At 62.6% G+C, this 22,802-nt stretch carries 20 protein-coding genes and 1 riboswitch; of the genes, 10 read left to right on the top strand and 10 right to left on the bottom strand.

Features of this window, described 5'->3' with window-relative positions; translation table 11 throughout:
* The first annotated feature begins 6 nt into the window (after nt 1-6).
* The 3 genes from ACW9UO_RS06900 (at nt 7) to ACW9UO_RS06910 (ending at nt 4,214) form a co-directional block, all read left to right on the top strand.
* Nucleotides 7-699 (top strand): ABC transporter ATP-binding protein, encoded by a 693-nt coding sequence (locus ACW9UO_RS06900; RefSeq protein ID WP_457088227.1) that lies wholly within the window; start codon nt 7-9, stop codon nt 697-699.
* Nucleotides 696-3,239 carry an ABC transporter permease gene (locus ACW9UO_RS06905; RefSeq protein ID WP_457088228.1) on the top strand — a complete coding sequence of 848 codons (2,544 nt, stop codon included), beginning with the start codon at nt 696-698 and terminating at the stop codon, nt 3,237-3,239. Before ACW9UO_RS06900 ends, ACW9UO_RS06905 begins: the two co-directional genes overlap by 4 nt.
* A gap of 81 nt (nt 3,240-3,320) precedes the next feature.
* The gene (locus ACW9UO_RS06910) at nt 3,321-4,214 is read left to right on the top strand and encodes an inositol monophosphatase family protein (RefSeq protein WP_457088229.1); all 894 of its coding nucleotides are present in this window, start codon (nt 3,321-3,323) and stop codon (nt 4,212-4,214) included.
* A 288-nt stretch (nt 4,215-4,502) separates the two neighbouring features.
* On the opposite strand, the gene gcvP is transcribed toward ACW9UO_RS06910, so the two are convergent.
* The 4 genes from gcvP to ACW9UO_RS06930 form a co-directional block, all read right to left on the bottom strand.
* Nucleotides 4,503-7,352, bottom strand: coding sequence for an aminomethyl-transferring glycine dehydrogenase (gene gcvP / locus ACW9UO_RS06915; protein ID WP_457088230.1), 2,850 nt, complete (start codon nt 7,350-7,352; stop codon nt 4,503-4,505).
* Nucleotides 7,353-7,427: 75 nt separating this feature from the next.
* A complete protein-coding gene (gene gcvH, locus ACW9UO_RS06920) occupies nt 7,428-7,787 on the bottom strand; it encodes a glycine cleavage system protein GcvH (RefSeq protein ID WP_457088231.1) in 360 nt (119 codons plus the stop codon).
* A gap of 20 nt (nt 7,788-7,807) precedes the next feature.
* Nucleotides 7,808-8,944 carry a glycine cleavage system aminomethyltransferase GcvT gene (gcvT, locus tag ACW9UO_RS06925; RefSeq protein ID WP_457088232.1) on the bottom strand — a complete coding sequence of 379 codons (1,137 nt, stop codon included), beginning with the start codon at nt 8,942-8,944 and terminating at the stop codon, nt 7,808-7,810.
* 163 nt (nt 8,945-9,107) lie between these two features.
* Nucleotides 9,108-9,196, bottom strand: a riboswitch (glycine riboswitch).
* 42 nt (nt 9,197-9,238) lie between these two features.
* A complete protein-coding gene (locus ACW9UO_RS06930) occupies nt 9,239-9,688 on the bottom strand; it encodes an RrF2 family transcriptional regulator (protein WP_457088233.1) in 450 nt (149 codons plus the stop codon).
* 93 nt (nt 9,689-9,781) lie between these two features.
* On the opposite strand from ACW9UO_RS06930, the gene ACW9UO_RS06935 reads away from it, so the two are divergent.
* Both ACW9UO_RS06935 and ACW9UO_RS06940 read left to right on the top strand, forming a co-directional pair.
* Nucleotides 9,782-10,354, top strand: coding sequence for a gamma-glutamylcyclotransferase family protein (locus ACW9UO_RS06935; protein WP_457088234.1), 573 nt, complete (start codon nt 9,782-9,784; stop codon nt 10,352-10,354).
* On the top strand, nt 10,351-11,541 hold the full coding sequence (locus ACW9UO_RS06940; RefSeq protein ID WP_457088235.1) for a DUF2254 domain-containing protein: 1,191 nt from the start codon (nt 10,351-10,353) through the stop codon (nt 11,539-11,541). The genes ACW9UO_RS06935 and ACW9UO_RS06940 overlap by 4 nt, the downstream gene beginning before the upstream one ends.
* 9 nt (nt 11,542-11,550) lie before the next feature.
* Here ACW9UO_RS06940 and ACW9UO_RS06945 read toward each other — a convergent pair whose 3' ends face one another.
* From ACW9UO_RS06945 to ACW9UO_RS06955, 3 genes are all read right to left on the bottom strand, one after another.
* Entirely contained in the window at nt 11,551-11,697 is a 147-nt protein-coding gene (locus tag ACW9UO_RS06945) for a hypothetical protein (protein ID WP_457088236.1), read from the bottom strand.
* A 259-nt stretch (nt 11,698-11,956) separates the two neighbouring features.
* Entirely contained in the window at nt 11,957-13,279 is a 1,323-nt protein-coding gene (gltX, locus tag ACW9UO_RS06950; RefSeq protein WP_457088237.1) for a glutamate--tRNA ligase, read from the bottom strand.
* 78 nt (nt 13,280-13,357) lie between these two features.
* Entirely contained in the window at nt 13,358-13,792 is a 435-nt protein-coding gene (locus ACW9UO_RS06955) for a DUF1801 domain-containing protein (protein WP_457088238.1), read from the bottom strand.
* Nucleotides 13,793-13,900: 108 nt separating this feature from the next.
* On the opposite strand from ACW9UO_RS06955, the gene ACW9UO_RS06960 reads away from it, so the two are divergent.
* The 4 genes from ACW9UO_RS06960 (at nt 13,901) to ACW9UO_RS06975 (ending at nt 17,009) form a co-directional block, all read left to right on the top strand.
* Nucleotides 13,901-14,821 (top strand): MBL fold metallo-hydrolase, encoded by a 921-nt coding sequence (locus ACW9UO_RS06960; RefSeq protein ID WP_457088239.1) that lies wholly within the window; start codon nt 13,901-13,903, stop codon nt 14,819-14,821.
* A gap of 148 nt (nt 14,822-14,969) precedes the next feature.
* A complete protein-coding gene (locus ACW9UO_RS06965; RefSeq protein ID WP_457088240.1) occupies nt 14,970-15,923 on the top strand; it encodes a 1-phosphofructokinase family hexose kinase in 954 nt (317 codons plus the stop codon).
* Nucleotides 15,920-16,318 carry a metallopeptidase family protein gene (locus ACW9UO_RS06970; RefSeq protein ID WP_457088241.1) on the top strand — a complete coding sequence of 133 codons (399 nt, stop codon included), beginning with the start codon at nt 15,920-15,922 and terminating at the stop codon, nt 16,316-16,318. The genes ACW9UO_RS06965 and ACW9UO_RS06970 overlap by 4 nt, the downstream gene beginning before the upstream one ends.
* Before the next feature lie 37 nt (nt 16,319-16,355).
* A complete protein-coding gene (locus ACW9UO_RS06975) occupies nt 16,356-17,009 on the top strand; it encodes an SGNH/GDSL hydrolase family protein (protein ID WP_457088242.1) in 654 nt (217 codons plus the stop codon).
* Here ACW9UO_RS06975 and ACW9UO_RS06980 read toward each other — a convergent pair.
* On the bottom strand, nt 17,000-18,658 hold the full coding sequence (locus tag ACW9UO_RS06980) for an NAD+ synthase (protein ID WP_457088243.1): 1,659 nt from the start codon (nt 18,656-18,658) through the stop codon (nt 17,000-17,002). The genes ACW9UO_RS06975 and ACW9UO_RS06980 overlap by 10 nt on opposite strands.
* Nucleotides 18,659-18,945: 287 nt before the next feature.
* On the opposite strand from ACW9UO_RS06980, the gene ACW9UO_RS06985 reads away from it, so the two are divergent.
* Nucleotides 18,946-20,406 (top strand): MORN repeat-containing protein, encoded by a 1,461-nt coding sequence (locus ACW9UO_RS06985; protein ID WP_457088244.1) that lies wholly within the window; start codon nt 18,946-18,948, stop codon nt 20,404-20,406.
* Between the two features lie 45 nt (nt 20,407-20,451).
* Here the strand turns inward: ACW9UO_RS06985 and ACW9UO_RS06990 are convergent, their stop codons facing one another.
* On the bottom strand, nt 20,452-21,981 hold the full coding sequence (locus ACW9UO_RS06990) for a cryptochrome/photolyase family protein (protein ID WP_457088245.1): 1,530 nt from the start codon (nt 21,979-21,981) through the stop codon (nt 20,452-20,454).
* Nucleotides 21,975-22,658, bottom strand: coding sequence for an SDR family NAD(P)-dependent oxidoreductase (locus ACW9UO_RS06995; RefSeq protein ID WP_457088246.1), 684 nt, complete (start codon nt 22,656-22,658; stop codon nt 21,975-21,977). The genes ACW9UO_RS06990 and ACW9UO_RS06995 overlap by 7 nt, the downstream gene beginning before the upstream one ends.
* Nucleotides 22,659-22,802: the final 144 nt, after the last annotated feature.

Raw genomic sequence — 22,802 nt, forward strand, 5'->3', positions numbered from 1 at the left:
CTTTGCATGACTGATCCCGTTCTTTCCCTTAAAGATGTGCATTTGGCGCTGGATGGCAATGCCGGGCGGGTCGAGATTTTGCATGGCATCTCGTTGGACGTTGCCAAAGGCACCTCTGTCGGGCTGATCGGGCCGTCGGGATCGGGCAAATCTTCGCTGTTGATGCTGATGGGCGGGCTCGAGCAATCGACCGGCGGCAGCATCACCGCGTTGGGTCAGGATCTGACTGCGATGAACGAGGATAAATTGGCGCGGTTCCGGCGGGATCACATGGGCGTGGTGTTCCAAAGCTTCCATCTGATCCCGACGATGACCGCGTTGGAAAACGTCGCCACGCCGCTGGAATTGGCCGGGCACCGCGATGCGTTTGAGCGCGCCGAAGCCGAACTGGTGGCGGTGGGGCTTGGCCATCGTGCGGGGCATTACCCGGCGCAGATGTCGGGCGGTGAACAGCAACGGGTTGCCCTGGCACGGGCCTGTGCGCCCCGCCCGGCGATCCTGTTGGCGGATGAGCCCACCGGCAACCTTGACGAGGCCAACGGCAGCGCGATCATGGACCTGCTGTTTGGCCTGCGCGACCGTCACGGATCAACGCTGGTGCTTGTCACCCACGCCCCCAGCCTTGCGGCGCGCTGTGATCAGGTGATCCGCCTGCGAGATGGCCGGATCGACACCGATGTGCCTGCGGCGGCGGAATGAGCCTGCCTGCGCACGGCCGCGCCAAGAGCCTGTCGACCGCCGCCCGTTTTGCCCGCCGCGAGTTGCGCGGCGGTTTGCACGGATTTCGCATCTTTCTGGCCTGTCTCGCGCTTGGTGTTGCGGCGATTGCCGGGATCGGCATGGTGCGCACTTCGATTGAAATGGGGCTGGCCGACACCGGCGCGGTGCTGCTCGGCGGCGATGCCGAATTGCGCTTTACCTATCGGTTTGCCTCGCCCGCAGAGCGCGCATGGCTGGAAGACCGCGCGCTTGCGGTGTCGGAAGTCACTGAATTCCGCTCGATGGCGGTTGTGGGTGACGGCGACATCGCCGAACGCGCGCTGACACAGGTGAAGTCGGTTGATGCCGCCTATCCTCTGCTTGGTACTATCGAGCTTGACCCGCCGATGCCGTTGAACGACGCGCTTGCCGGGACAGGCGCGGTGATGGCCCCGGTGCTGGCCGACAGGCTGGGTCTTGCGCCCGGCGATACCTTCCGCCTTGGCACGCAGGATTTCACCCTTTCGGCGCGGATTGCCACCGAGCCGGACGATGCCGGCGGCGGCTTTGGCCTTGGCCCCCGCACACTGGTGCGGACCGAGGCGTTGGCAAACTCCGGCCTGCTGCAACCCGGCACACTGTTTGACACCCATTACCGCGCGACCCTGCCCCCCGGCACCGATCTTGACACAATCCAGACTGCCGCGCGCGAGGAATTCACCAACACCGGCGGGCGCTGGCGCGATGCGCGCAATGGCGCGCCAGGGATACGGCGGTTTGTCGACCGGCTGAGCAATTTCCTGATCCTCGTCGGCCTCTCGGGGCTTGCGGTGGGCGGCGTTGGCGTGTCGGCGGCGGTGCGGGCGTACCTCGCCTCCAAAACCTCGGTGATTGCCACCCTGCGCACTTTGGGCGCGACGCGCGGGGTGATTTTCCTGACCTATTTCATCCAGATCGGCGTGCTAAGCCTGATCGGCATCACCCTTGGCCTGGCACTTGGCGCGCTGGTGCCGCTGTTGTTGGGGCCGCTGATGCAGACGCTGTTGCCGGTGCCTGCGGTCTTTGCCCTGCACCCGCAACCGCTGATGGAGGCGGCGCTGTATGGCGTGCTGACCGCGCTGATCTTTACCCTCTGGCCGATTGCGCGCACCGAGGAAATCCGCCCCGCCACCCTGTTCCGCGATGCGTTAGACACCGCGCGGCTGTTGCCCCGCTGGCCCTATGTCGTGGTGACGCTGGGGCTTTTGGCGCTGTTGCTCGGTGCGGCGGTGGCGTTTTCCGGCGCGTCAATGCTCACGCTTTGGACGGCGGGCGGCATCATCGCGGCGCTGGCGGTTCTGGCGCTCACCGCCTTTCTGATCCGCCGCATCGCGCGCCATTCGCAACGTGCCGCGCGCCACCGCCCTGCCCTGCGCTGGGCCTTGTCGGCAATCTCGGGCAGCCACGAGGGCGCGGCGGCCACCGTCCTGTCACTGGGCCTTGGCCTGTCGGTTCTGGCCGCAGTCGGCCAGATCGAGGGCAACATGCGCGCCGCGATTCAGACCGACCTGCCTGACGTAGCGCCGTCGTTCTTTTTCGTCGACATCCAGAAAGACCAGATGCCGGGCTACCGCGCACGGCTTGACGATGATCCGGCGGTGAGCAAGGTGCAAAGCGCGCCGATGCTGCGCGGCATTGTCACCCGGATCAACGGCCAAGCGGCGCGTGACGTGGCAGGCGATCACTGGGTCATTCGCGGCGACCGGGGCATCACCTATTCCGCCGCCATGCCCGAAAACACCACGATCACCGCTGGCGAATGGTGGCCCGAAGATTATGACGGCCCGCCGCTGATCAGCTTTGCCGCCGAGGAGGCCGAGGAGATCGGGCTGGAGCTGGGCGATGAACTCACCGTCAACATCCTTGGCCGCGACATCACCGCCACCATTGCCTCGTTCCGCGAGGTGGATTTTTCGACCGCTGGGATCGGCTTTGTGATGTCACTGAACCCTGCGGCCCTGCAAGGCGCGCCGCATTCCTTCATCTCGACGGTCTATGCCGAAGAAGAGGCCGAAGCGGCGATCCTGCGCGATCTGGCCACGGCCTATCCCAATATCACCGCGATCCGGGTGCGCGATGCGGTCGACCGGGTCGCCGAGATTATGGGCGGCATTGCGCGGGCCACCGCCTGGGGCGCTGCTGCGACGCTTGTGACCGGCTTTCTGGTGCTGATCGGCGCGGCGGCGGCGGGCGAACAGGCGCGCACCTATGAGGCTGCCGTGCTGAAAACGCTGGGGGCGGCGCGCGGGCGGATCTTGCAAAGCTTTGCGCTGCGCTCGGTTCTGTTGGGCGCTTCGGCGGGTCTGGTGGCCTTGGGCGCAGGGATCGCAGGCGGCTGGGGTGTGATGACCTATGTGATGGAGACCGATTTTTCGGTGCAATGGGGCAATGCCCTGCTGATCGTGACAGGCGGGGTTCTGGCGACCTTGCTGGCCGGGCTTGCCTTTGCCTGGCGGCCCCTGTCCGCCCGTCCCGCCCAAGTGCTGCGCGCGCGCGAATAGCCCTGCGCGCAGCAATCCTAGCTTGAACCTGCGCCTTGGGGCTGGCACACCCTGAGGCACCCCCAATGAATCGGAGCCCCCATGTCGGACAACCTGCCCATGGCCATCCATGCGCCGCTCACCCGCGCGCAGAAGACCGCCCTACTTAACCTCGTGCGCCGCGCCGCCAAGGCCGAGATCCTGCCGCGCTTTCGCGCCCTCGACCCGTCGGAAATATCCGAAAAGACCAGCAAGCTGGACCTCGTGACTGCCGCCGATGAGGCCGCCGAAGCAATGATCACCCGTGGTTTGCAGATGGCCTTTCCCTCTGCCGTGATCGTCGGGGAAGAGGCCGCATCGCGTGACCCCAAGATTGTCGATGCGCTGAAAGATGCCGAGCTTGGCTTTCTGATCGATCCGGTCGATGGCACCTGGAACTTTGCCCATGGGCTATCGCTGTTTGGCACGATGGTTGCCGCCACCCGCTTTGGCAAACCGGTCTATGGCATGATCTACGATCCGCTGAACGATGACGTGGTTGTGGCTGACGAAGACAGTCTGACCACCTGGACCGGTCCGCGTGGCCGCCGCCGTACGCTCACCACCGCCGAGCCCAAAGCGCTGGCGGATATGGTCGGGTATATCCATCTCAAGCTGATGCCGGCGGACGTGCAGCCGCAGGTCGCCGCAACCTTTCCCCGGATTGGCCGCCCCGATTCCCTGCGCTGTTCGGCGCATGAGTACCGGCTGTTGGCCGAGGGCCATTGCGACTTTGTGCTGTCGTGCAAGATGACCCATTGGGATCATGCCGCCGGTGTGCTGCTGTGCCAAAAGGCGGGCGGGCATGTGGCGTTTCTCGATGGACGCGACTATTCGGTTGCGGAAAAAGAGGGCTATCTGCTCGCCGCCGGGTCCGAGACCGCGTGGAAAACCGTCGCCGAAGAGATGTCATTTCTTCTGGGTCCAAAGCCGGAAGAGGCGCCGACTGAAAGCTGAGGCTTTGTACGGGGGACACAAGTTGCCCCCCGTCGCTCTCTGAGACGGGCCAGCGGCTGCCCGCGGGATTGCGCTGCGACGCCCCTGTTGGGCGCTTTATCGCGCCAAATCCGTATACCCTTTGACCGTTACGCTTAGATCAGCCAAAGCGGCAGCCCGGGGGGCGGGCAGCCGCTGGCCTCTCGAACCTTGCAAGCAAGGTTCTGTCGGCAGACGTTTGCACCGCAAACGTCGAGAGACCGGCGGGCTACGCCCTTGATCCCGGGCCTAGTTGCGCCTGATTGCGCCTTATTCCGCCGCTTCGGCATAGTCCTCCATCGGCGGGCAGGTGCAGATCAGATTGCGGTCGCCATGCACGTTGTCGACGCGGTTGACCGGCGGCCAGTATTTGTCCACCCGGAAGGCACCTGGCGGGAAACACCCCTGCTCGCGCGAATAAGGCCGGTCCCAATCGCGCACCAGATCTTCCATCGTGTGCGGTGCGTTTTTCAGCGGGTTGTTGGCGCGGTCCATCCGGCCCTCTTCGATCTCGCGGATCTCGGCGCGGATCGCCAGCATCGCATCACAGAACCGGTCCAGCTCGGCCTTGGTTTCGCTCTCTGTCGGCTCCACCATCAGCGTGCCTGCCACCGGCCAAGACATTGTCGGTGCATGGAAACCGCAGTCGGCCAGCCGCTTGGCAATGTCATCAACCGAGACATCGGCGCTGTCGGCAAAGGGCCGCGTGTCGATGATGCATTCATGCGCCACCCGGTCATTGCGACCGCGATACAGGATGTCGAACGCGCCCTCCAACCGCTTGGCGATGTAGTTGGCGTTCAGGATCGCGACCCGCGTCGCTTGCGTCAGCCCTTCGCCGCCCATCATCAGGATATAGGCCCAGGAAATCGGCAGGATTGACGGCGAGCCATAAGGCGCGGCACTCACCGGCCCCTCGTCGCCCCCGGTCTCGGGGTGGCCCGGAAGATGCGGCACGAGGTGCGATTTTACCCCAATCGGACCCATGCCGGGGCCGCCGCCGCCATGCGGAATGCAGAAGGTCTTGTGCAGGTTAAGGTGGCTGACATCGCCGCCCAGATCGCCGGGGCGCGACAGGCCGACCATCGCGTTCAGATTGGCCCCGTCGATATAAACCTGCCCGCCAAGGTCATGGGTGATCTGGCAAACGTCCTGCACGGTCTCCTCAAACACCCCATGCGTCGAGGGATAGGTGATCATGCAACCGGCAAGAGTGTCGGCGTGCTTTTCGGCCTTGGCGCGAAAATCCTCAAGGTCGATATCGCCGTTTTCCGCCGATTTCACCACGACAACCTTCCAGCCGACCATCTGCGCCGAGGCCGGGTTGGTGCCATGCGCCGACATCGGAATCAGGCAGACATTGCGGTGCCCCTCGCCCTGCGCCCGGTGATAGGCCGCAATCGTCAGCAGCCCGGCGTATTCCCCCTGCGCACCGGAATTCGGCTGCATTGAGAAATCATCGTAACCGGTGATGGCACAAAGCTTTTCGCTGAGGTCGTCAACCAGATGCTTGTAGCCCAGCGCTTGGTTGGCGGGCGCAAACGGGTGCAGCACCGAGAACTCACGCCAGCTCACCGGCATCATTTCGGCGGCGGAGTTGAGCTTCATCGTGCAGGAGCCAAGCGGGATCATCGCCCGGTCTAGCGCCAGATCGCGGTCAGCCAGACGGCGCATATAACGCATCATCTCGGTCTCGGCGCGGTTCATGTGGAAAATCGGATGGGTCAGATACGCGGAGGTGCGCAGCAGATCCTCGGGCATTTTGTAGACCGGGGTGTAATCGTCGTCCTTGCGCTCGATGCCAAAGGCGCGCCAGGCCGCTTCGATATTCGAGGGCCGGGTGCATTCATCCAGCGTGATGCCAACGCGGTATTCGCCGACGCGCCGCAGGTTCACCCCCTCATCACGCGCCGATTTCAGCACGGCGGATTGCAGCGTGCGCACATCCACGGTGATGGTGTCGAAATAGCTTTGCGGATCAACCTTAAAGCCAGCCTCTTCCAACCCCTGCGCCAAACGCACAGTCTTGCGGTGAATCCGCTGGGCGATGGCTTTCAGCCCCTCAGGCCCGTGAAACACCGCGTACATCCCGGCCATCACAGCCAGCAGCGCCTGCGCGGTGCAGACGTTCGACGTGGCCTTTTCGCGGCGAATGTGCTGCTCGCGGGTTTGCAGCGACAGGCGGTAGGCGCGGTTGCCGTGGCTGTCGACCGACACGCCAACAATCCGCCCCGGCATCGCGCGTTTATACGCGTCGCGGCAGGCCATATAAGCGGCATGCGGGCCGCCATAGCCCATCGGAATGCCAAAGCGCTGGGTCGAGCCGACAGCAATATCGGCCCCCATCGCGCCCGGCTCTTTCAACAGCGTCAGCGCAAGCGGGTCGGCGGCGACGATACCAATGGCCTTGGAGGCATGCAGCGTCTCCATCTGCGGCGTCAGATCGCGGACGTGGCCGTAGGTGCCGGGGTACTGGAAGATCGCGCCAAAAATCGCCTCGGGGTCTAGGTTTTCTGGCTTATCCACAATCACCTCGATGCCCAGCGGCGCGGCGCGGGTCTGCATCACGGCGATGTTCTGGGGATGGCAATCGCGGTCGATGAAAAAGCCCTTGGCCTTCGATTTCGACACCCGTTGCGCCATGGTCATCGCTTCGGCGCAGGCGGTGGATTCGTCCAGAAGCGAGGCGTTCGCCACCTCCAACCCGGTCAGATCGGTGACCATGGTCTGGAAGTTCAACAGCGCCTCAAGCCGGCCTTGCGAAATCTCGGGCTGATAGGGGGTGTAGGCGGTGTACCACGCCGGATTTTCAAGAATGTTGCGCTGGATCGCGGGCGGTGTGACGGTGCCGTGATAGCCCTGCCCGATCAGCGAGGTCAGCACCACGTTCTTTGACGCCACTTCGCGCATATAGCGCAGCAATTCGCGCTCGGATTTCGGCTTGCCAAAGTTCAGCGGCGCGGCCTGACGGATCCGCTTGGGCACGGTCTGATCAATCAGCGCCTCAAGGTCGTCGACCCCCAACACATCAAACATATCCGCCATTTCGGCGGGCGACGGCCCGATGTGCCGACGGTTGGCGAAATCATACGGCAGATAGTCGGTTGGTTCGAAAGTCATTCTCGAAGCTCCTGCTTCAGTCTGTGCACTAGGTCCGGCAGAGGCACACCGCGCGCCTCCGCCGGAAAGTCTGGATCAGCCGATGAAGTCTTTGTACGCGGGCTCGTCCATGTAATCGTCCATCTGGCTCAGGTCTTCGGCCTTGATTTTGAAGAACCACGCCTCGCCTTCGGGATCGTCATTCACCTTGCCCGGCTCGCCAACGATGGCCTCGTTGACCTCGACAATCTCGCCATCAATCGGGGCGAGGATATCGCTTGCCGCTTTGACGGATTCGATCACGACAACTTCGTCATCTTTGCTGACCGAGGTGCCGACATCGGGCAGTTCAACAAAGACCACATCGCCCAATTGCTCGGCGGCGTGGGTCGAAATGCCAACGGTTACGATATCGCCATCGGCCTCAAGCCATTCATGTTCTTCGGTATATTTCATCACTTAGTCTCCTGTTGGACCTATCTTTTGAAACCTTGTTCGACAAAGGGCAGCTTCGCCACCTTCACCGGCAGCCGTTTGCCGCGCACTTCGCCATATAGCAAGGTGCCTTCTGTGCTCAGCGCTGTCGAGACATAGCCCATCGCCACCGGACCGCCCACGGTGGGGCCAAAGCTGCCCGAGGTGACGCGGCCCACGGGTTCGCCACCGGTTTCGCTGGCAAAAATCTCGACACCTTCGCGCATCGGGGCGCGGCCTTCGGGGCGCAGGCCGACGCGTTTTTGCGCGCAGCCTTCGGCCAGATCGCTGAAGATCTCCGAAGCACCGGGAAAGCCGCCTTCGCGCGCGCCACCGGGGCGGCGCACTTTTTGCATCGCCCATGTCAGCGCGGCAGAGACCGGCGTGGTGTCGGCGTCAATGTCATGGCCATAGAGGCACAGCCCGCCTTCAAGCCGCAGGCTGTCACGTGCGCCAAGGCCAATCGCCTCGACGTCGTCATGCGCCAGCAGAGCCTTGGCCAGATCCGCCGCTGCAGCCTCGGGCACCGAAATCTCGAAACCGTCTTCGCCGGTGTAGCCCGAGCGCGAGACCCAGCATTCCGCCCCCGCCAGCGGCAGAGTTTCGACGTCCATGAACTTCATCTCGGAAATCGCCGGGTAATGCTCGGCCAAGACCGCCTCGGCCCCTGGCCCCTGCAACGCCAAAAGCGCGCGGTTGGTGATTTCCTTGACCGTGACCTCGGGTTCAAGCGCCTCCCGCATCCGCGCGATATCGGCTTCTTTACAGGCGGCATTGACCACGACGAACAAGTGATCACCGCGGTTGGCGATCATAAGATCGTCTTCTATCCCGCCGTGATCATTGGTGAAAAACCCATAGCGCTGCCGCCCCTCAGCGATGCCCAGCACATCCACGGGCACCAGCCGCTCCAACGCCAGTTTCGCCACCTCGGGGTCATTGGCGCGCAGCACCACCTGCCCCATGTGGCTGACGTCAAACAGCCCGGCCTTGGCGCGGGTGTGCAGGTGTTCCTTCAACACGCCAAGCGGGTATTGCACCGGCATGTCATAGCCCGCAAAGGGCACCATCTTGGCCCCAAGGGCCACATGCAGATCATAAAGCGGCGTGCGCTTCAGCGCATCAACATCATCGGACAAACACACGTCTCCCGTTTGCGGGCCGGTGTGTCCTGTCTGGATACATCCCGGCATCTCCAAGCCCTGACCCTCAGGTCAACACGGCGATGCCCCATCTGTCCTTTTGCCTGAGATCGTTATCCCTTCGGCGCCCCGGTCAAGCCGAGGTCTCTCCAGATTTTCAGTGACAGCAGCGGTCCTCGGGGCCTGAGAGTTTCCGGGGCGGTTGCTCCTTCGGCACCGGCACAAGGCCAGTTCTCCCGCTGAGTCGCCGCGAATGTATGCGATGGGCCACTGACTTGACAACGGCAAAAATTAGGCGCGTTGGCACTCAGTTGGTGACAGGATCGCCAGCAGCGGGGCGTTGCCGCACACCAGCGCCTCCAAAGTCACATCATCGAGCCGCGCATAGAACACTTCGCAGGCATCTGCCAAAGCTTCGCGCAATCGGCAGGCCGAGACCAGCGGGCAGGTGTTATCGCCATCGGCAAAGCATTCGGCCAGTGGCACCGGGGCCTCCATCGCGCGAAAGACCTCGCCGATCTGGATGTGGCGCGCGGGGCCGGCCAGCTCTAGCCCGCCATTGCGGCCCCGCCGGGTGTTGATAAAGCCAAGCTTTCCCAATTGGTTGATCACCTGCGCAAGGTGGTTTTCCGAGGCATTGCAGCGCGCGGCAATCTCGGATTTTGTCACCAGTCGGCCGGTGTTGGCCGCGCAGTACATCAGCACCCGAATGGCAATATTGGTTCGTTTGGTCACACGCATCAGGCCGATCCTCCTTGTGGGGTCACAGGTGACGGTGACAGAAGCCGCGAAAGGAGGGTTTGACTTATATCAATTCGGGGTCACATTTGGCCTATGAATGACCCTTATTTCTTTGGCTACGGCTCGCTGGTGAACACCGCGACCCATACGTTTCACAACATCCACACCGCCCGCGCCCGAGGATGGCGGCGGGCGTGGCGCCATACCGCGCTGCGTTCGGTCAGCTTTCTGACCGTGGTGCCCGACGCGCTGACAGCGATTGACGGCGTGATCGCCTCGGTGCCCGGCGCTGATTGGGCCGCTCTGGACCTTCGCGAAGGGGCGTATGACCGCGTGCCCGCCAGCGATCAAATCGACCACGACCTGCCCGGCACGCATGACATCGCGATCTATGCCATCCCCCCCGACAGGCACGGCCCCCCGACCGAGGCGCACCCGATCCTGATGTCCTATCTTGAATGCGTGTTGCAGGGCTATCACCTGCGCTATGGCCCTGCGGGTGTGGCGCAGTTCATTGCCACCACCGACGGCTGGACCGCGCCAATCCTCGATGACCGCGACGCGCCGCAATACCCCCGCCACCAGCCGATCACCCCCGAAGACCGCACGCTGTTCAACGATCACATCACCGACGCAGGCGGCCGTATTCTCATGAGCCTCGCATGATTTCCCGCGCGCTTATCATCGCCCGGCGGATCTGGACCAAGCTGTGGGTCCGGGTGGTGCTGTTGTCGCTTACCTCGCTTTTGGCGCTGGCGGTGGCCCCCTTGCTCACCGGCTATATCCCCGAGGACATCAAGTTCAAACTCGGCCGCGACGCCATCCTGCCGGTGCTGACCATCCTGGCCAGCGGCATGCTCGCCGTCACCACATTTTCGCTCAACGTCATGGTCAGCGCCTATCGCACGGCCTCGTCAATGGCGACGCCGCGGGTGTACCGCCTGCTGCTCGAGGACACCGTGACCCAGAGCGTTCTCGCCACGTTCGTCGGCGGCTTTGTGTTTTCGCTGAGCGCCGTGATCCTGTTTCACGCCGATGTCTATTCCACCGACGCGGCGGTGGTGGTCTTTGCCTTCACCATCTGCGTGGCCATGCTGATTGTGCTGGCGATCTTGCGCTGGATTGATCACCTGTCCGATCTTGGCAGCATGGACCACACCCTGCGCCTGATCGAAGACCGCACCCGCGAAATCATGAGCCGCCGCGCCGCGCACCCCTGCCTTGGGGCGCGCGAAGCCGATGAGAACGATATCGTCACCGACAGCGCCCGCACCATCCGCGCCGTGGAAAGCGGCTATATCCGGTTTGTCGATATGGCGCGGCTGAATGAACTGGCCGAAGAGGCCGGCACCGATGTGCATATCTTCCGCGTTCCCGGTGATTTTATCCTGCGTGGCCAACCGCTTGGCACGATGAACATCGGCGATGACGAAAGCTGCGACGCCGCCGCCCGCACCTTTGACATCGGCGATGTGCGCAGCTTTGATCAGGACCCGACCTTTGGCCTGACGCTGCTGGCTGAAAGCGCGCAACGCGCCCTGTCGCCCGGCATCAACGATCCCGGCACCGCGATCGAAGTGCTGGGCCGTCTGGAGCGGCTGCTGTGGGAAGAGGTGCCCAACGCGCCGGTGGACACGGTCGAACACACCCCCGAATTCCCGCATGTCACCATGCCCTCGGTGCAGGCCGAAACCCTGCTCGACCGCGCGCTTCTGCCGATCCTGCGCGATGGCGAGGATGATCCGGCGGTGGTGGAACGGCTCGAAGACGTGCTCAAAAGCCTGTGTGAGCATCCCAATTCGGACATGGCCAAGGCCGCCGGGATCATGCGCAGCGGGCTGACTGGCGGTTAAACGCCTCAGTTAGCGCTTGCCAAGGAACAGCTCCAACAGCCTGCCCCGGCGGGTAAACGGCGACATCACCGCCACATGCCGAAACAACGATCCGCTCAGGAACCTCGCATTGGTCTTGGCCGCGCGCACGCCCTCCATGACCCAACCCGAACACATGCCCGCAGCCCTCCCCAGCGCAAGCCTGCACACCGCCCCAACGACCACCGCGTCAGACCTTCTTCTGTTCAAAAATACCTTGGGGGCCCGGGGGCAAAGCCCCCGAATTACTGAGGTCCGGAGGGCAAAGCCCCCGAAATACATAAATCCAGCGGGCGATGCCCTCGCAATACTGGGGGTCTGGGGGCAAAGCCCCCAGCCTGTCGACACGCGCAGGCGTGGCGAAAATCATCCGGCTAGAAAGCCAGCCAGGCGAGGCTCAGCGCGCCTTGACCACCTGCAACAGCGGCATCACGTCCGACATATCCGGCCCGCGTTCCATCCCGGTCAACGCCTTGCGCAGCGGCATGAACAACCCGCGCCCCTTGCGTCCGGTTGCGGATTTCACCTCGGCCGTCCACTTGCCCCAGGTCTCGCCGTCAAACGGCCCCTCGGGCAGCAGCGCCATCGCCTCGCGCACAAACTCCGCGTCGTCCTCGGCAATCTGCGGCTCTGCCCCATCGCGGAACATCTGCCACCAACCGGCAAGGTCGCCACGGGTCGAGATATTCTCGCGGGTCACGCTCCAGAACTGCGCGGCCAAATCGTCTGGCACGCCCAGCGCGGCAATCTCATCCGCCACATCCGCATGGCTCAGCGTCTGCAAATACCGACCCGTCAGCGGGTACAGATCCTGCTCGTCAAACTTCGTCGGGGCCGAGCCGAATTTCGACAGGTCAAAGCCCTCGATCAGCTCCGCCATCTCGGTCCGAAGCTCCACCGGCTCCGACGATCCCAGCCGGGCCATCAGGCTCAGCACCGCCATCGGCTCCACCCCATTGGCGCGCAGATCGCGCAGCGACAGGGTGCCCAGACGCTTCGACAGCGCCTCGCCCTGCGGCCCGGTCAACAGCGAGTGGTGCGCAAACGACGGCGGCGTGCCGCTCAGCGCCTTGATGATCTGGATCTGTGTCGCGGTGTTGGTCACGTGGTCCGAGCCGCGCACCACATGGGTCACGCCCATTTCGGTGTCATCGACAACAGAGGCCAGCGTATATAGCATCTGTCCGTCCTGCCGGATCAGCACCGGGTCCGAGACACTGGCCGCATCAATCGAAATATCGCCAAGGATGCCGTCGGTCCACTCAATCCGCTCTTGATCAAGCTTGAAGCGCCAGACACCCTGCCCGCGCTCAGCCCGCAAAGCCGCCTTTTCGTCGTCCGACAGCGCCAACGCGGCGCGGTCATAGACCGGCGGCTTGCCCATGTTCAGCTGTTTCTTACGCTTGAGGTCCAGCTCGGTCGGCGTCTCAAACGCCTCATAAAACCGCCCATTGGCGCGCAGTGTCTCGGCCGCAGCTTCATACTGTTCCAGCCGCTCGGATTGACGTTCGACCCGGTCCCAATGGAGGCCCAACCAGTCGAGATCCTGCTTGATCGCGTCGACATATTCTTCTTTCGACCGCTCGGGATCGGTGTCGTCGATCCGCAGGATAAACGTGCCGCCCGCCTTGCGCGCGATTAGCCAGTTAAATAGCGCGGTGCGCAGGTTGCCGATGTGGATGTAACCAGTGGGCGATGGGGCAAAACGGGTGGTGGTCATGGGGGTCTCCTGTTGGCTGGCCGTGTCCCATGAACGGCGCCGTTTGTCCAGTATCTCCGGCTGTGCGCTCTTGCGCCCTCAGGTCGGCTCTACCGGCCAGTGTGTGGCCAGATCGGCCAGCCCGGCGCGGATCAGCGCTTCCAGCACCTCGGTGTCGATATCCGCGAGCTTGTTGATATAGAGGCAGGACTTGCCGGTCTTGTGCTTGCCCAACTGAGCCAGCAGCGCGGCGAAATCGCCATACCCCGGCATGATATAGATCGACAGGTTGGCCTTGCGCGGGGAAAATCCGGTGGCGAGGAAATCGCCTTCGCGGCCACTGGCGTAGCGGTAATGATACTGGCCATAACCGATGATCGACGGCCCCCACATCCGTGGCTCAAACCCGGTGACCCGACGAAACACCCCGTTCAGGGCAATTGCGTCCTGCCGCTTGGCCTCTGGCACGACACCGGCCAAGAAATCCGCCACCGCAACCTCGGTGATTTGCGTCTTGTTCTGAGCACTGCCCATAAAATCGCCCCCGATAATATTACCGCCCGGCCCGTCACAAATGCGTGAAACACAGCGACAAGTTACAATCCAAGGATATCATGCACCCTACCTTTAATGGAGACTCACATGTCCAATATCATTTCCCGGCGCAGTTTGCTCGCCTCTGCCGCCGCTGCCCCCTTTGCTGGTCTGGCAGCCGGAGCCGCGCGGGCCTCTGCGCCACAACAAGGTATTTCCACCACCGATTACCGCCGCGTCAAGCTTGGCGAGTTCGAAGTCACCACCCTTTTGGCCGGCACCCGCGCCGTACCCGATCCGCAGACCATCTTTGGCCTCAACGCCAGCGCCGAGGAGTTTGCCGAAGCCTCCGAGGCCGCGCATATTCCGATCGACATGTCGCAGTTTTTCTTCACCCCGACGCTGGTCAACACCGGGTCCGAGCTGGTGCTGTTTGACACCGGCCTGAACCCCGCCGGCATCACCGCTGCCCTCGCCGCCGCTGGCCATACGCCGGATGAGGTCGACACCGTGGTGATCACCCACATGCACGGCGACCATATCGGCGGGCTTGCTGGCGACGCTGGCGCAACCTTTGCCAATGCACGCTATGTCACCGGTGCCACCGAGTTCGATCACTGGGCCGCCGCCGAAAACGACGGGTTCGAGGCCAAGGTGCGTCCGCTCGCCGAGAACATGGAGATGCTGAAGGATGGCGGCGCTGTCACCTCGGGGATCGAGGCGATGGCCGCCTTTGGTCACACCCCCGGTCACATGGTGTATCGTCTCGAAAGCGGCGGTCAGAACCTGATCATCGCCGCCGATTTCGCCAATCACTATGTCTGGTCGCTGGCGCACCCCGATTGGGAGGTGAAGTTCGACATGGACAAATCCGCCGCCGCCGAGACGCGCAAAAAGCTGCTCGGCATGATGGCCGCCGAGAAAATGCCGTTCATCGGCTATCACATGCCCTTCCCCGCGATCGGTTATGTCAACCAGCGCGACAGCGGCTATCAATACGAAGCGATGAGCTATCAACTGATGCTCTGATCGGCCCCGCGCCCGCCCTCAGCGGCGGGCGCATCGACGTTTTAGGCCCGATTTTCCCGTATTTTCGCACCTGCGGGGCAATTCCGGGCTGGCTTCCCGCAGTGTGACCCGGATAATGTGAGCGCTAACTGCGCCAAACCCGGAAGCCATGATGCAAACCAATATCCTGACCATCACGCTCAACCCGGCGGTCGATTTCGCCACCTCCGCGCCCAAAGTCTATCCCGAGCATAAACTGCGCTGCTCTGATCCGAGCATTGACCCCGGCGGCGGCGGCATCAATGTGGCCCGCGCGGTGCAGATGCTCGGCGGCCATGCCACCGCGCTCATCGCTATTGGCGGCGCGACCGGGGCGCAACTGTTGCAATTGCTGGCGCTGGAGGGCGTACCGACGGTGGCCTTTCAGGGCCCCGGCGAAACCCGGACCAGCTTTTCGGTCACTGATGAATCCGACAACCAGCAATACCGTTTTGTCCTGCCCGGCGACCCTTGGGAAGAGCATGATGTTGACCGCGGCCTGCGCTCGATTGATCAGGCGGCGGCGGACAATACTTTGGTGATCCTGTCCGGCTCGCAGCCCCCCGGCGTGGCCAAGGAATTCCCCTCGATCCTCGCCGCCCACATCAAAGGACGCGGCGCGCAGATCCTTGTCGATACCTCTGGCCCGGCGCTGTTCCAGCTTGCCCGCGAGCCGCATGAAACCATCTTTGCCCTGCGCATGGATGGCCCCGAGGCCGAAGAGCTGGCCGGTCGCCCCCTGCCCACCCGCGAAGACAGTGCGGCCTTTGCCCTGACCTTGGTCGAGCGTGGCGTGGCGCGCAATGTCATCGTGGCGCGCGGCGCGGATGGCTCTGTGCTTTCGAATGCCGAAGGCAGCTGGCACGCGGTTGGCCCGAAAATCGAAGTGGTGAGCAAGGTTGGCGCGGGTGACAGCTTTGTCGGTGCATTCGCTTTGGCGCAGGCGCGCGGCGAACCGGTCGAGGAATGCCTCAAGGTGGGTGTGGTCGCGGCCGGCGCGGCCTGTATGACGCTGGGCACGCGGCTGTGCGAAAAGGCCACGGTGGAACGGCTCCTGCAGGACGCCATCCTGACCCGGCTTTGAGCGACGCAGACGACACCTCGGCGGAGGGCTTTGCCCGCCTGGCCGCCGAGGCGATTGACAGCCTGCCCGATGCCTTCGCCACCGCCGCCCGCGCCGTGATCCTTCAGGTGGTGGATTGGCCGTCGGACGAGATGCTGCGCGCGTTGGAGATTGACGATCCGCTCGACCTGACCGGCCTTTACGAAGGCATTCCACTGACCCAGAAATCGAGCTTTGATCAGCCGTTTGCGCCCGATATGGTCTGGCTGTTCCGTGAACCGATCCTTGAGGAATGGCGCGCGCGCGGCGATGTGGCGCTTGGCGATCTGGTCCGTCACGTCCTTGTGCACGAGTTTGCGCATCATTTCGGCTGGTCCGATGACGACATCGCCTTAGTTGACCGTTGGTGGGAATGAGCGCGCCGCGCTTGCCGGTCAGGAAAGGTCTGTCACCATGCGGGTTTTGCTATTTCTTCTGTTTGCCACCCTGCCCCTTAGCGCCATTGCCGAGACACGCGTGCTGGTGCTTGGCGATTCCATTCTGGCGTGGAACACCCTGCGCGGCGGGTCCATTCCGCAGCAGTTGAACCGCTACAAGGGGATTTCGGTGCGCAATGAGGCGGCCTCGGGGGCGGTGTTTTCCGGCTCTAAGGGGCTGTTTAATCGCGAAATCACCAAGCAGTTTCCCGGCGGCACCTGGGATGTGATCGTGCTTGACGGGGGCGGCAACGACCTGATGCGGGAATGTGGCTGTGGCCGCTGCAATGCGGTGCTCGACCAGTTGGTTTCCCCGGATGGCCGCAGCGGCGAGATCCCGGCGTTTCTCGATGCATTGGCGCAGCGCAGCAACCGGATCATCTGGCTCGATTACTTCCCGACCTCAGTCCGCGGCGGCCCCTTTGCGCCCTGCCGCGATGAACTGGCGGTGCTGGAACAGCGGATGCAGGCCGTGGCGCGGCGGCGCGGCAAGGTGACCTTTGTCGATGCCGGTGCGGTGTATGACCCAAGCGACATGTCGCTTTATGCCCGCGATCTGATCCACCCGACACCCAAAGGCGGCGGGCGGATTGCTAAGTTACTGGCCCAGACGATTGTGCGTCAGGACTGATCCCGAAACCGGTTCACAATCGGATAACGCCGGTCAAGCCAGAACGCCCGCTTGGTTAATCGTGTGCCAGGCGCGGACTGGAAGCGTTTGTATTCGCTGATATAAAGCAGATGCTCGACCTTCTTGGCCGTCGCCCGGTCAAAACCCGCCGCAACGCAATCCTCGATCGATCCATCCAGATCGACAAGGATGTTCAGGATCGCGTCAAGCTCGGGATAATCCGGCAGGGAATCGCTGTCTTTCTGATCGTCGCGCAGCTCGGCTGAGGGCGGTTTGTCGATGATCGACACCGGAATAACCTCGCCCTCCGGCCCCCTCATCCAATCGCGGTGATTGGCGTTGCGCCAGCGGCATTGTTCAAACACCCGCGTTTTATAGAGGTCTTTGATCGGATTGTAACCGCCTGACATATCACCATAAATCGTGGCATAGCCCACCGCGACCTCGGATTTGTTGCCGGTGGTCAGCAGCATCTCGCCAAACTTGTTCGACATCGCCATCAACAGCAATCCGCGCAGACGCGACTGGATATTCTCTTCGGTCAGCCCCGGCTCGGTGCCTGCAAACAGCGGCGCCAGCGTATTGGTGATCGCGGCGCGCCCCTCGGCAATCGGCACGAAATCATAGCGACAGCCAAGCCGCTCCGCACAGTCCTTGGCATCGTCGAGCGAGCCTTGCGAGGTATACTCGGACGGCAGCATCACACAGCGCACATTTTCCGGCCCCAGCGCATCGGCGGCAATCGTTGCCACCAGCGCGCTATCGATCCCGCCCGACATGCCCAAAAGCACCTGTTTGAACCCGGTCTTGCGCATATAATCGCGCAAAGCCAGCACCATACAGTTGTAATCCTGCTCCCACGTATCGGGGTGCAGCGCGACCTTTCCGGGCACAATGCGCCAGCCATCCGGCCCACGCGCAAGATCAACATGCGCCACTTCTTCCGTGAACACCGGCAGTTTGAACGCAATCTCACCGTGGGGATTAAGCCCGAACGTGCCGCCATCAAACACCTGATCATCCTGCCCGCCCACGCAATTCAGATAGATCAACGGCAGATCGGTCTCGACCACGCGGCTGACCATATGGGTCAGGCGCACATCGAATTTGCCGCGATAATAGGGCGAGCCATTGGGCACGAGCAGGAACTCGGCCCCAGTCTCGGCATGGGTTTCGGCCACGTCTTCGTACCAGCTGTCTTCGCAGATCGGGCTGCCGATGCGCACGCCATCAATGGAATACGGGCCACCCATTGGGCCGCTGTCAAAGATCCGCACCTCATCAAACACCGTCTCATTCGGCAGGTGATGCTTAAGCTGCGTCGCGGCAATCTTGCCGTCCTTGCAGATCAGATAGGCGTTATACAGCGCCGCCCCCTCGACCCAAGGCGCGCCCATCGCAATCGCCGGACCATCGGCGCAGTCAATCGCCAGCGCCTCAACCGCCTGGATTGCGGCGGTGTGAAACGCGGGCTTCAGCACCAGATCCTGCGCATTGTAGCCGGTGATGAACATCTCGGGAAAGGCCACAAGGTCCGCGCCTGCATCCTTGGCCGCTTGCCACGCCTTGCGAGCCATTGCGGCATTGCCGGCGATATCACCCACCGTCGGGTTCAACTGAGCGAGCGTGATGCGAAACTGATCTTTCATCGCGCGGGTCCTTTCAAAAGTCCCTGCCCACATACCAGATACGCAACGACAGAAAAGACCTTGGCCGCCAATGTCGCCCCCAATGGCACGGATTGCGGCCAGATGCGGCGAAATCCCGGGGCCGCGCCCGCCTTTGCCGCAGCTGTTCGCGCGGCCTCACCGGCAAATCGCCGCCGCCGGGATGACGAATAGCGTCAGAACAAGCGCCTGTGATCAAAAGGCATTGTCTGCGCTGGCCCGCTCCTTTACCTTTGCACCAAAGCATCTTCCGGGGAATGTTGGGCCACATGAAGCAATCCATTCGCATCGCAGGCGTAGCACTCGCGCTTTTGGCGGCAACTGCCGGGCACGCGCAGGACGACGAAGTCCTGACCAAGCAATATGACGATGGCGGTGTCTATGAGGGCACCTTCCAGGACGGGTTGCAGCACGGCGAAGGCAGCTATCGGTTGCCCAACGGCTATGAATACCGCGGCGATTGGGTCGCGGGTGAGATCAAAGGCGATGGCGTCGCACGGTTCCCCAACGGATCGATCTATGAAGGCGAATTTGCCAAGGGCAAACCGCATGGCGTGGGCAAAATCACCTTTACCGATGGCGGCACCTATGAGGGCACTTGGGACGACGGCCAGATCACCGGTCAGGGCGTTGCGATCTATGCCAATGGCGTGCGCTATGAGGGCGCGTTTCGCAATGCGATGCACCACGGGCGCGGCACCATGACAAGCCCTGGCGGCTATCTTTATGACGGTGATTGGGTGAACGGTGTCAAAGACGGCAACGCCGCGATCACCTATCCCGACGGCTCGATTTACGAGGGCCGCGTGGCCGATGGATTGCGCGATGGTCAGGGCAAATTGGTGATGACGGACGGGCTGATCTATGAGGGCCTTTGGCGCTCGGGTCAGATTTCCGGGATGGGCAAGCTGTCGCAACCCAATGGCGACATCTACGAGGGCGAGCTGATCGAGGGCCGCCGCGAGGGCCAGGGCCGCGTGACCTATGCGAATGGCGACGTCTATGAAGGCACGTTCCGCGACGATCAGCGCAACGGCAAGGGCGTGTTCACCGGCGATGACGGCTATCGCTATGAGGGCGACTGGGCCGATGGCAAGATCCAGGGGCTGGGCACCGTGACCTATCCCGACGGGTCGATTTACGTCGGTGAATTCCGCGATGATCTGGCGCATGGGGTTGGCAATATCACCTATCCCGACGGCTCGACCTATGAGGGCGATTGGGTTGACGGGGTGATTGAGGGCGAAGGAAAAGCCACGTATCCCAACGGGTTGGTCTATGAAGGCGGGTTTTCCAACGCCCGCAATCAGGGCTTTGGCGTGATGACCTATGCCGATGGCTATCGGTATGAGGGCGAATGGGATCGCGGCCGTCGCCATGGCAAAGGCACCGCCACCTACCCCGACGGCACGGTCTATATCGGCCAGTTCGCTGATGGGCAGCGCCAAGGCGAAGGCGAGATTTCCATGCCCGACGGTTTCAAATACATCGGCGAATGGAAGAATGGCGAGATTTCAGGCCAAGGCGTGGCGACCTATGCCAACGGCGATATTTACGAGGGCACCTTTGTTGCTGGCAAACGTCAGGGCGAAGGCATGATGAAATACGCCGCCGGGCAAGAGGCCCAAGGCGAGTGGAAGAACGGTGCGCTGGTACAGGCGGATGAGCCGGTGGTCGAAGAGCCTGCCGACCCCGACGCCGAAACGCCCCCCGCAGAAACCACCGAATAACCGCTTTTGCTGCGACTGTCGGCCGGGCTTAAGCTCCGGCCCCCGTCATACCGTCTTGCCATCCGACAGGTCCGTCAAAAACGCTTCTGCCTCATCCACGATCTGTGCGCGCTTGGCATCGTCCATCCTGTCCCACGTGCGGTACATATTGCCCATCCGTGGGTTATCCCCAAGCTGATCACGCTTGCGATCCAGAAAATGCCAGTACAAAAGGTTGAACGGACAGGCCCCCTCGCCCAGCTTTGTCCCCACCTTATAGGCGCAATTCTTGCAGTAATCGGACATCCGGTTGATATACGCACCGCTTGAGACATACGGCTTGGACGCAAACAATCCACCGTCGGCAAACTGGCTCATACCGACGGTATTGGGGGCCTCGACCCACTCATACGCGTCGATATACACCGCGAGATACCACTCATGCACCTCGGCCGGATCGACCCCGGCCAAAAGCGCGAAATTGCCCGTCACCATCAGCCGTTGGATATGGTGGGCGTAGGCGTCTTCTTTTGTCTGTTCAACGGCTTTCGCCAAACAGTTCATCCGCGTCTCCGCCCCCCAGTACAGCGGCGGCAGCTTGCGCTGTTGGCGCAATTTGTTCTGCTTTGGATAGTCCGGGCCTTCGAGGAAATAGATGCCCCGGACAAATTCACGCCAGCCGATGATCTGGCGGATAAACCCCTCGACCGCGTTCAGCGGCGCATCCCCGGCCTCATACGCCGCCACAGCCGCCTCGCAAACCTCGCGCACGTCCAACAGGCCGATGTTGATATAGGGTGACAAAACAGCGTGATAGAGGAAGCGGTTGCTGTGCATCATCGCATCCTGATAATCGCCAAATTTCGGCAGTGCGCCCGTGATGAAATGGCTGAGCGCCCGCCGCGCCTGCCCCCGGTCGGTTGCGAAATGAAACGGGTGCAGATCGCCGAAATGCGCCCCAAAGCGCGCCTCGACGAGCGCGAGCACCTCTTCGACAGTGTCATCCGGGGTGAACTGCATCGGCCCGCCAAAATCCACCGCCTCCGGCGCGGCTTTGCGGTTGTCCTTGTCGTAATTCCATTCCCCGCCCGCAGGCGTGTCGCCCTCCATCAGATAGCCGGTCTTGCGCCGCATATCGCGGTAAAAATACTCCATCCGCAGGCTTTTGCGCCCCTCGGCCCAAGCCTCGAATTCCTGATGCGACGCCAAAAACCTGTCGTCATTCAAAAGCGTTACCGGCAGCGGCGCGCTCTGCAAGGCCTCGATCAGCCGCCATTCCCCCGGCTCGGTCGCCAGCACCTCTTTGGCCCCGGTCTCTTCAGCACGGCGCAGCAATTCACCGACAATCGAACCGGAATTTTCGGAATCGTCCAGCTCGGAATAGCGCACATCCCAGCCCTCCGCGCGCAGCGCCTTGGCAAATTTGCGCATCGCCGCCAGCACCAGTGCGATCTTTTTGGGGTGGTGGGGCACATACGTCGCCTCGTCCGCCACCTCGGCCATCACAACCACATCACTGGCCTTATCCGCCGACCTGAGCGCCGCAACATTTGGCGAAAGCTGATCCCCCAGAACCAACACAAGACGGCTCACCATTCGACCTCGCTGCCGGCCCAATCATAGAACCCGCCGCTGTCCTCAACGGCCAATCCTTCGATCACCGACAACAGGTTTCCGGCTGCGTCCTGTGGTGCCACCGTTGGGTGACGTCCTTGATAATTCTGGGTAAATCGCGTTGCCACAGTACCCGGATGCAGCGCCACACAGATCGCGCGGCTGTGGCTGCGGCCCAGCTCAATCGCAAAGCTGTGCACCATCTGATTGACCCCCGCCTTGGCCACCCGATAGGAATACCAGCCGCCCAACCGATTGTCGCCAATCGAGCCGACGCGCGCCGACAGCACCGCCATCACTGCCCGCCGATCCTTGGCCAAAAGCCGGGCACCGTGTTTCAGCACCATCGCCGGGCCAATCGTGTTCAACGCGAACTGCGCCGCCATCGCCTGCGGCTCAAGATCGCGGATCGTCTTTTCCGGCGCGGTGCCTTCGATCTCAAGCGCGCCAGTGGCGACAAGGATCAGATCATATCCCGGCTCAAGCGCCGACAGGTGGCGCACAATGCTGGTCTCTTCGGTCACGTCAAAGCCATCGGCAGACCGGGAAAGCCCTGTGACGTCAACCCCTTGCGCGCGCAAATTGGCGCTGACTGCGCCGCCAATTCCGCCCGATGCGCCAATGATCAGCGCGCGTTTTATCCGTTCATCTTTGGTCATGACCCCCAATTTAGCGCACACCCCCGGCGTTTCCCGTCAAAAAGACACTTTTCATTCAGAGCGGGCCGCGTATAGTCGCCGCATGTTGACCCGTGGCCATACCCCGACCCTGCACTGCGCACCCCGCGCAGCGCTGTCGCTTGG

Source organism: Marinovum sedimenti, from assembly GCF_054052205.1.

Coding starts and splice junctions, on each gene's coding strand:
- ACW9UO_RS06930 (WP_457088233.1), bottom strand. CDS start 9,688: ATGCGTGTGACCAAACGAACCAATATTGCCATTCGGGTGCTGATGTAC.
- ACW9UO_RS06995 (WP_457088246.1), bottom strand. CDS start 22,658: ATGACCAAAGATGAACGGATAAAACGCGCGCTGATCATTGGCGCATCG.
- ACW9UO_RS06985 (WP_457088244.1), top strand. CDS start 18,946: ATGAAGCAATCCATTCGCATCGCAGGCGTAGCACTCGCGCTTTTGGCG.
- ACW9UO_RS06940 (WP_457088235.1), top strand. CDS start 10,351: ATGATTTCCCGCGCGCTTATCATCGCCCGGCGGATCTGGACCAAGCTG.
- ACW9UO_RS06945 (WP_457088236.1), bottom strand. CDS start 11,697: ATGTGTTCGGGTTGGGTCATGGAGGGCGTGCGCGCGGCCAAGACCAAT.
- ACW9UO_RS06910 (WP_457088229.1), top strand. CDS start 3,321: ATGTCGGACAACCTGCCCATGGCCATCCATGCGCCGCTCACCCGCGCG.
- ACW9UO_RS06935 (WP_457088234.1), top strand. CDS start 9,782: ATGAATGACCCTTATTTCTTTGGCTACGGCTCGCTGGTGAACACCGCG.
- ACW9UO_RS06965 (WP_457088240.1), top strand. CDS start 14,970: ATGATGCAAACCAATATCCTGACCATCACGCTCAACCCGGCGGTCGAT.
- gcvH (WP_457088231.1), bottom strand. CDS start 7,787: ATGAAATATACCGAAGAACATGAATGGCTTGAGGCCGATGGCGATATC.
- ACW9UO_RS06905 (WP_457088228.1), top strand. CDS start 696: ATGAGCCTGCCTGCGCACGGCCGCGCCAAGAGCCTGTCGACCGCCGCC.
- ACW9UO_RS06960 (WP_457088239.1), top strand. CDS start 13,901: ATGTCCAATATCATTTCCCGGCGCAGTTTGCTCGCCTCTGCCGCCGCT.
- ACW9UO_RS06980 (WP_457088243.1), bottom strand. CDS start 18,658: ATGAAAGATCAGTTTCGCATCACGCTCGCTCAGTTGAACCCGACGGTG.
- ACW9UO_RS06975 (WP_457088242.1), top strand. CDS start 16,356: ATGCGGGTTTTGCTATTTCTTCTGTTTGCCACCCTGCCCCTTAGCGCC.
- ACW9UO_RS06955 (WP_457088238.1), bottom strand. CDS start 13,792: ATGGGCAGTGCTCAGAACAAGACGCAAATCACCGAGGTTGCGGTGGCG.
- ACW9UO_RS06900 (WP_457088227.1), top strand. CDS start 7: ATGACTGATCCCGTTCTTTCCCTTAAAGATGTGCATTTGGCGCTGGAT.
- ACW9UO_RS06990 (WP_457088245.1), bottom strand. CDS start 21,981: ATGGTGAGCCGTCTTGTGTTGGTTCTGGGGGATCAGCTTTCGCCAAAT.
- gcvP (WP_457088230.1), bottom strand. CDS start 7,352: ATGACTTTCGAACCAACCGACTATCTGCCGTATGATTTCGCCAACCGT.
- gltX (WP_457088237.1), bottom strand. CDS start 13,279: ATGACCACCACCCGTTTTGCCCCATCGCCCACTGGTTACATCCACATC.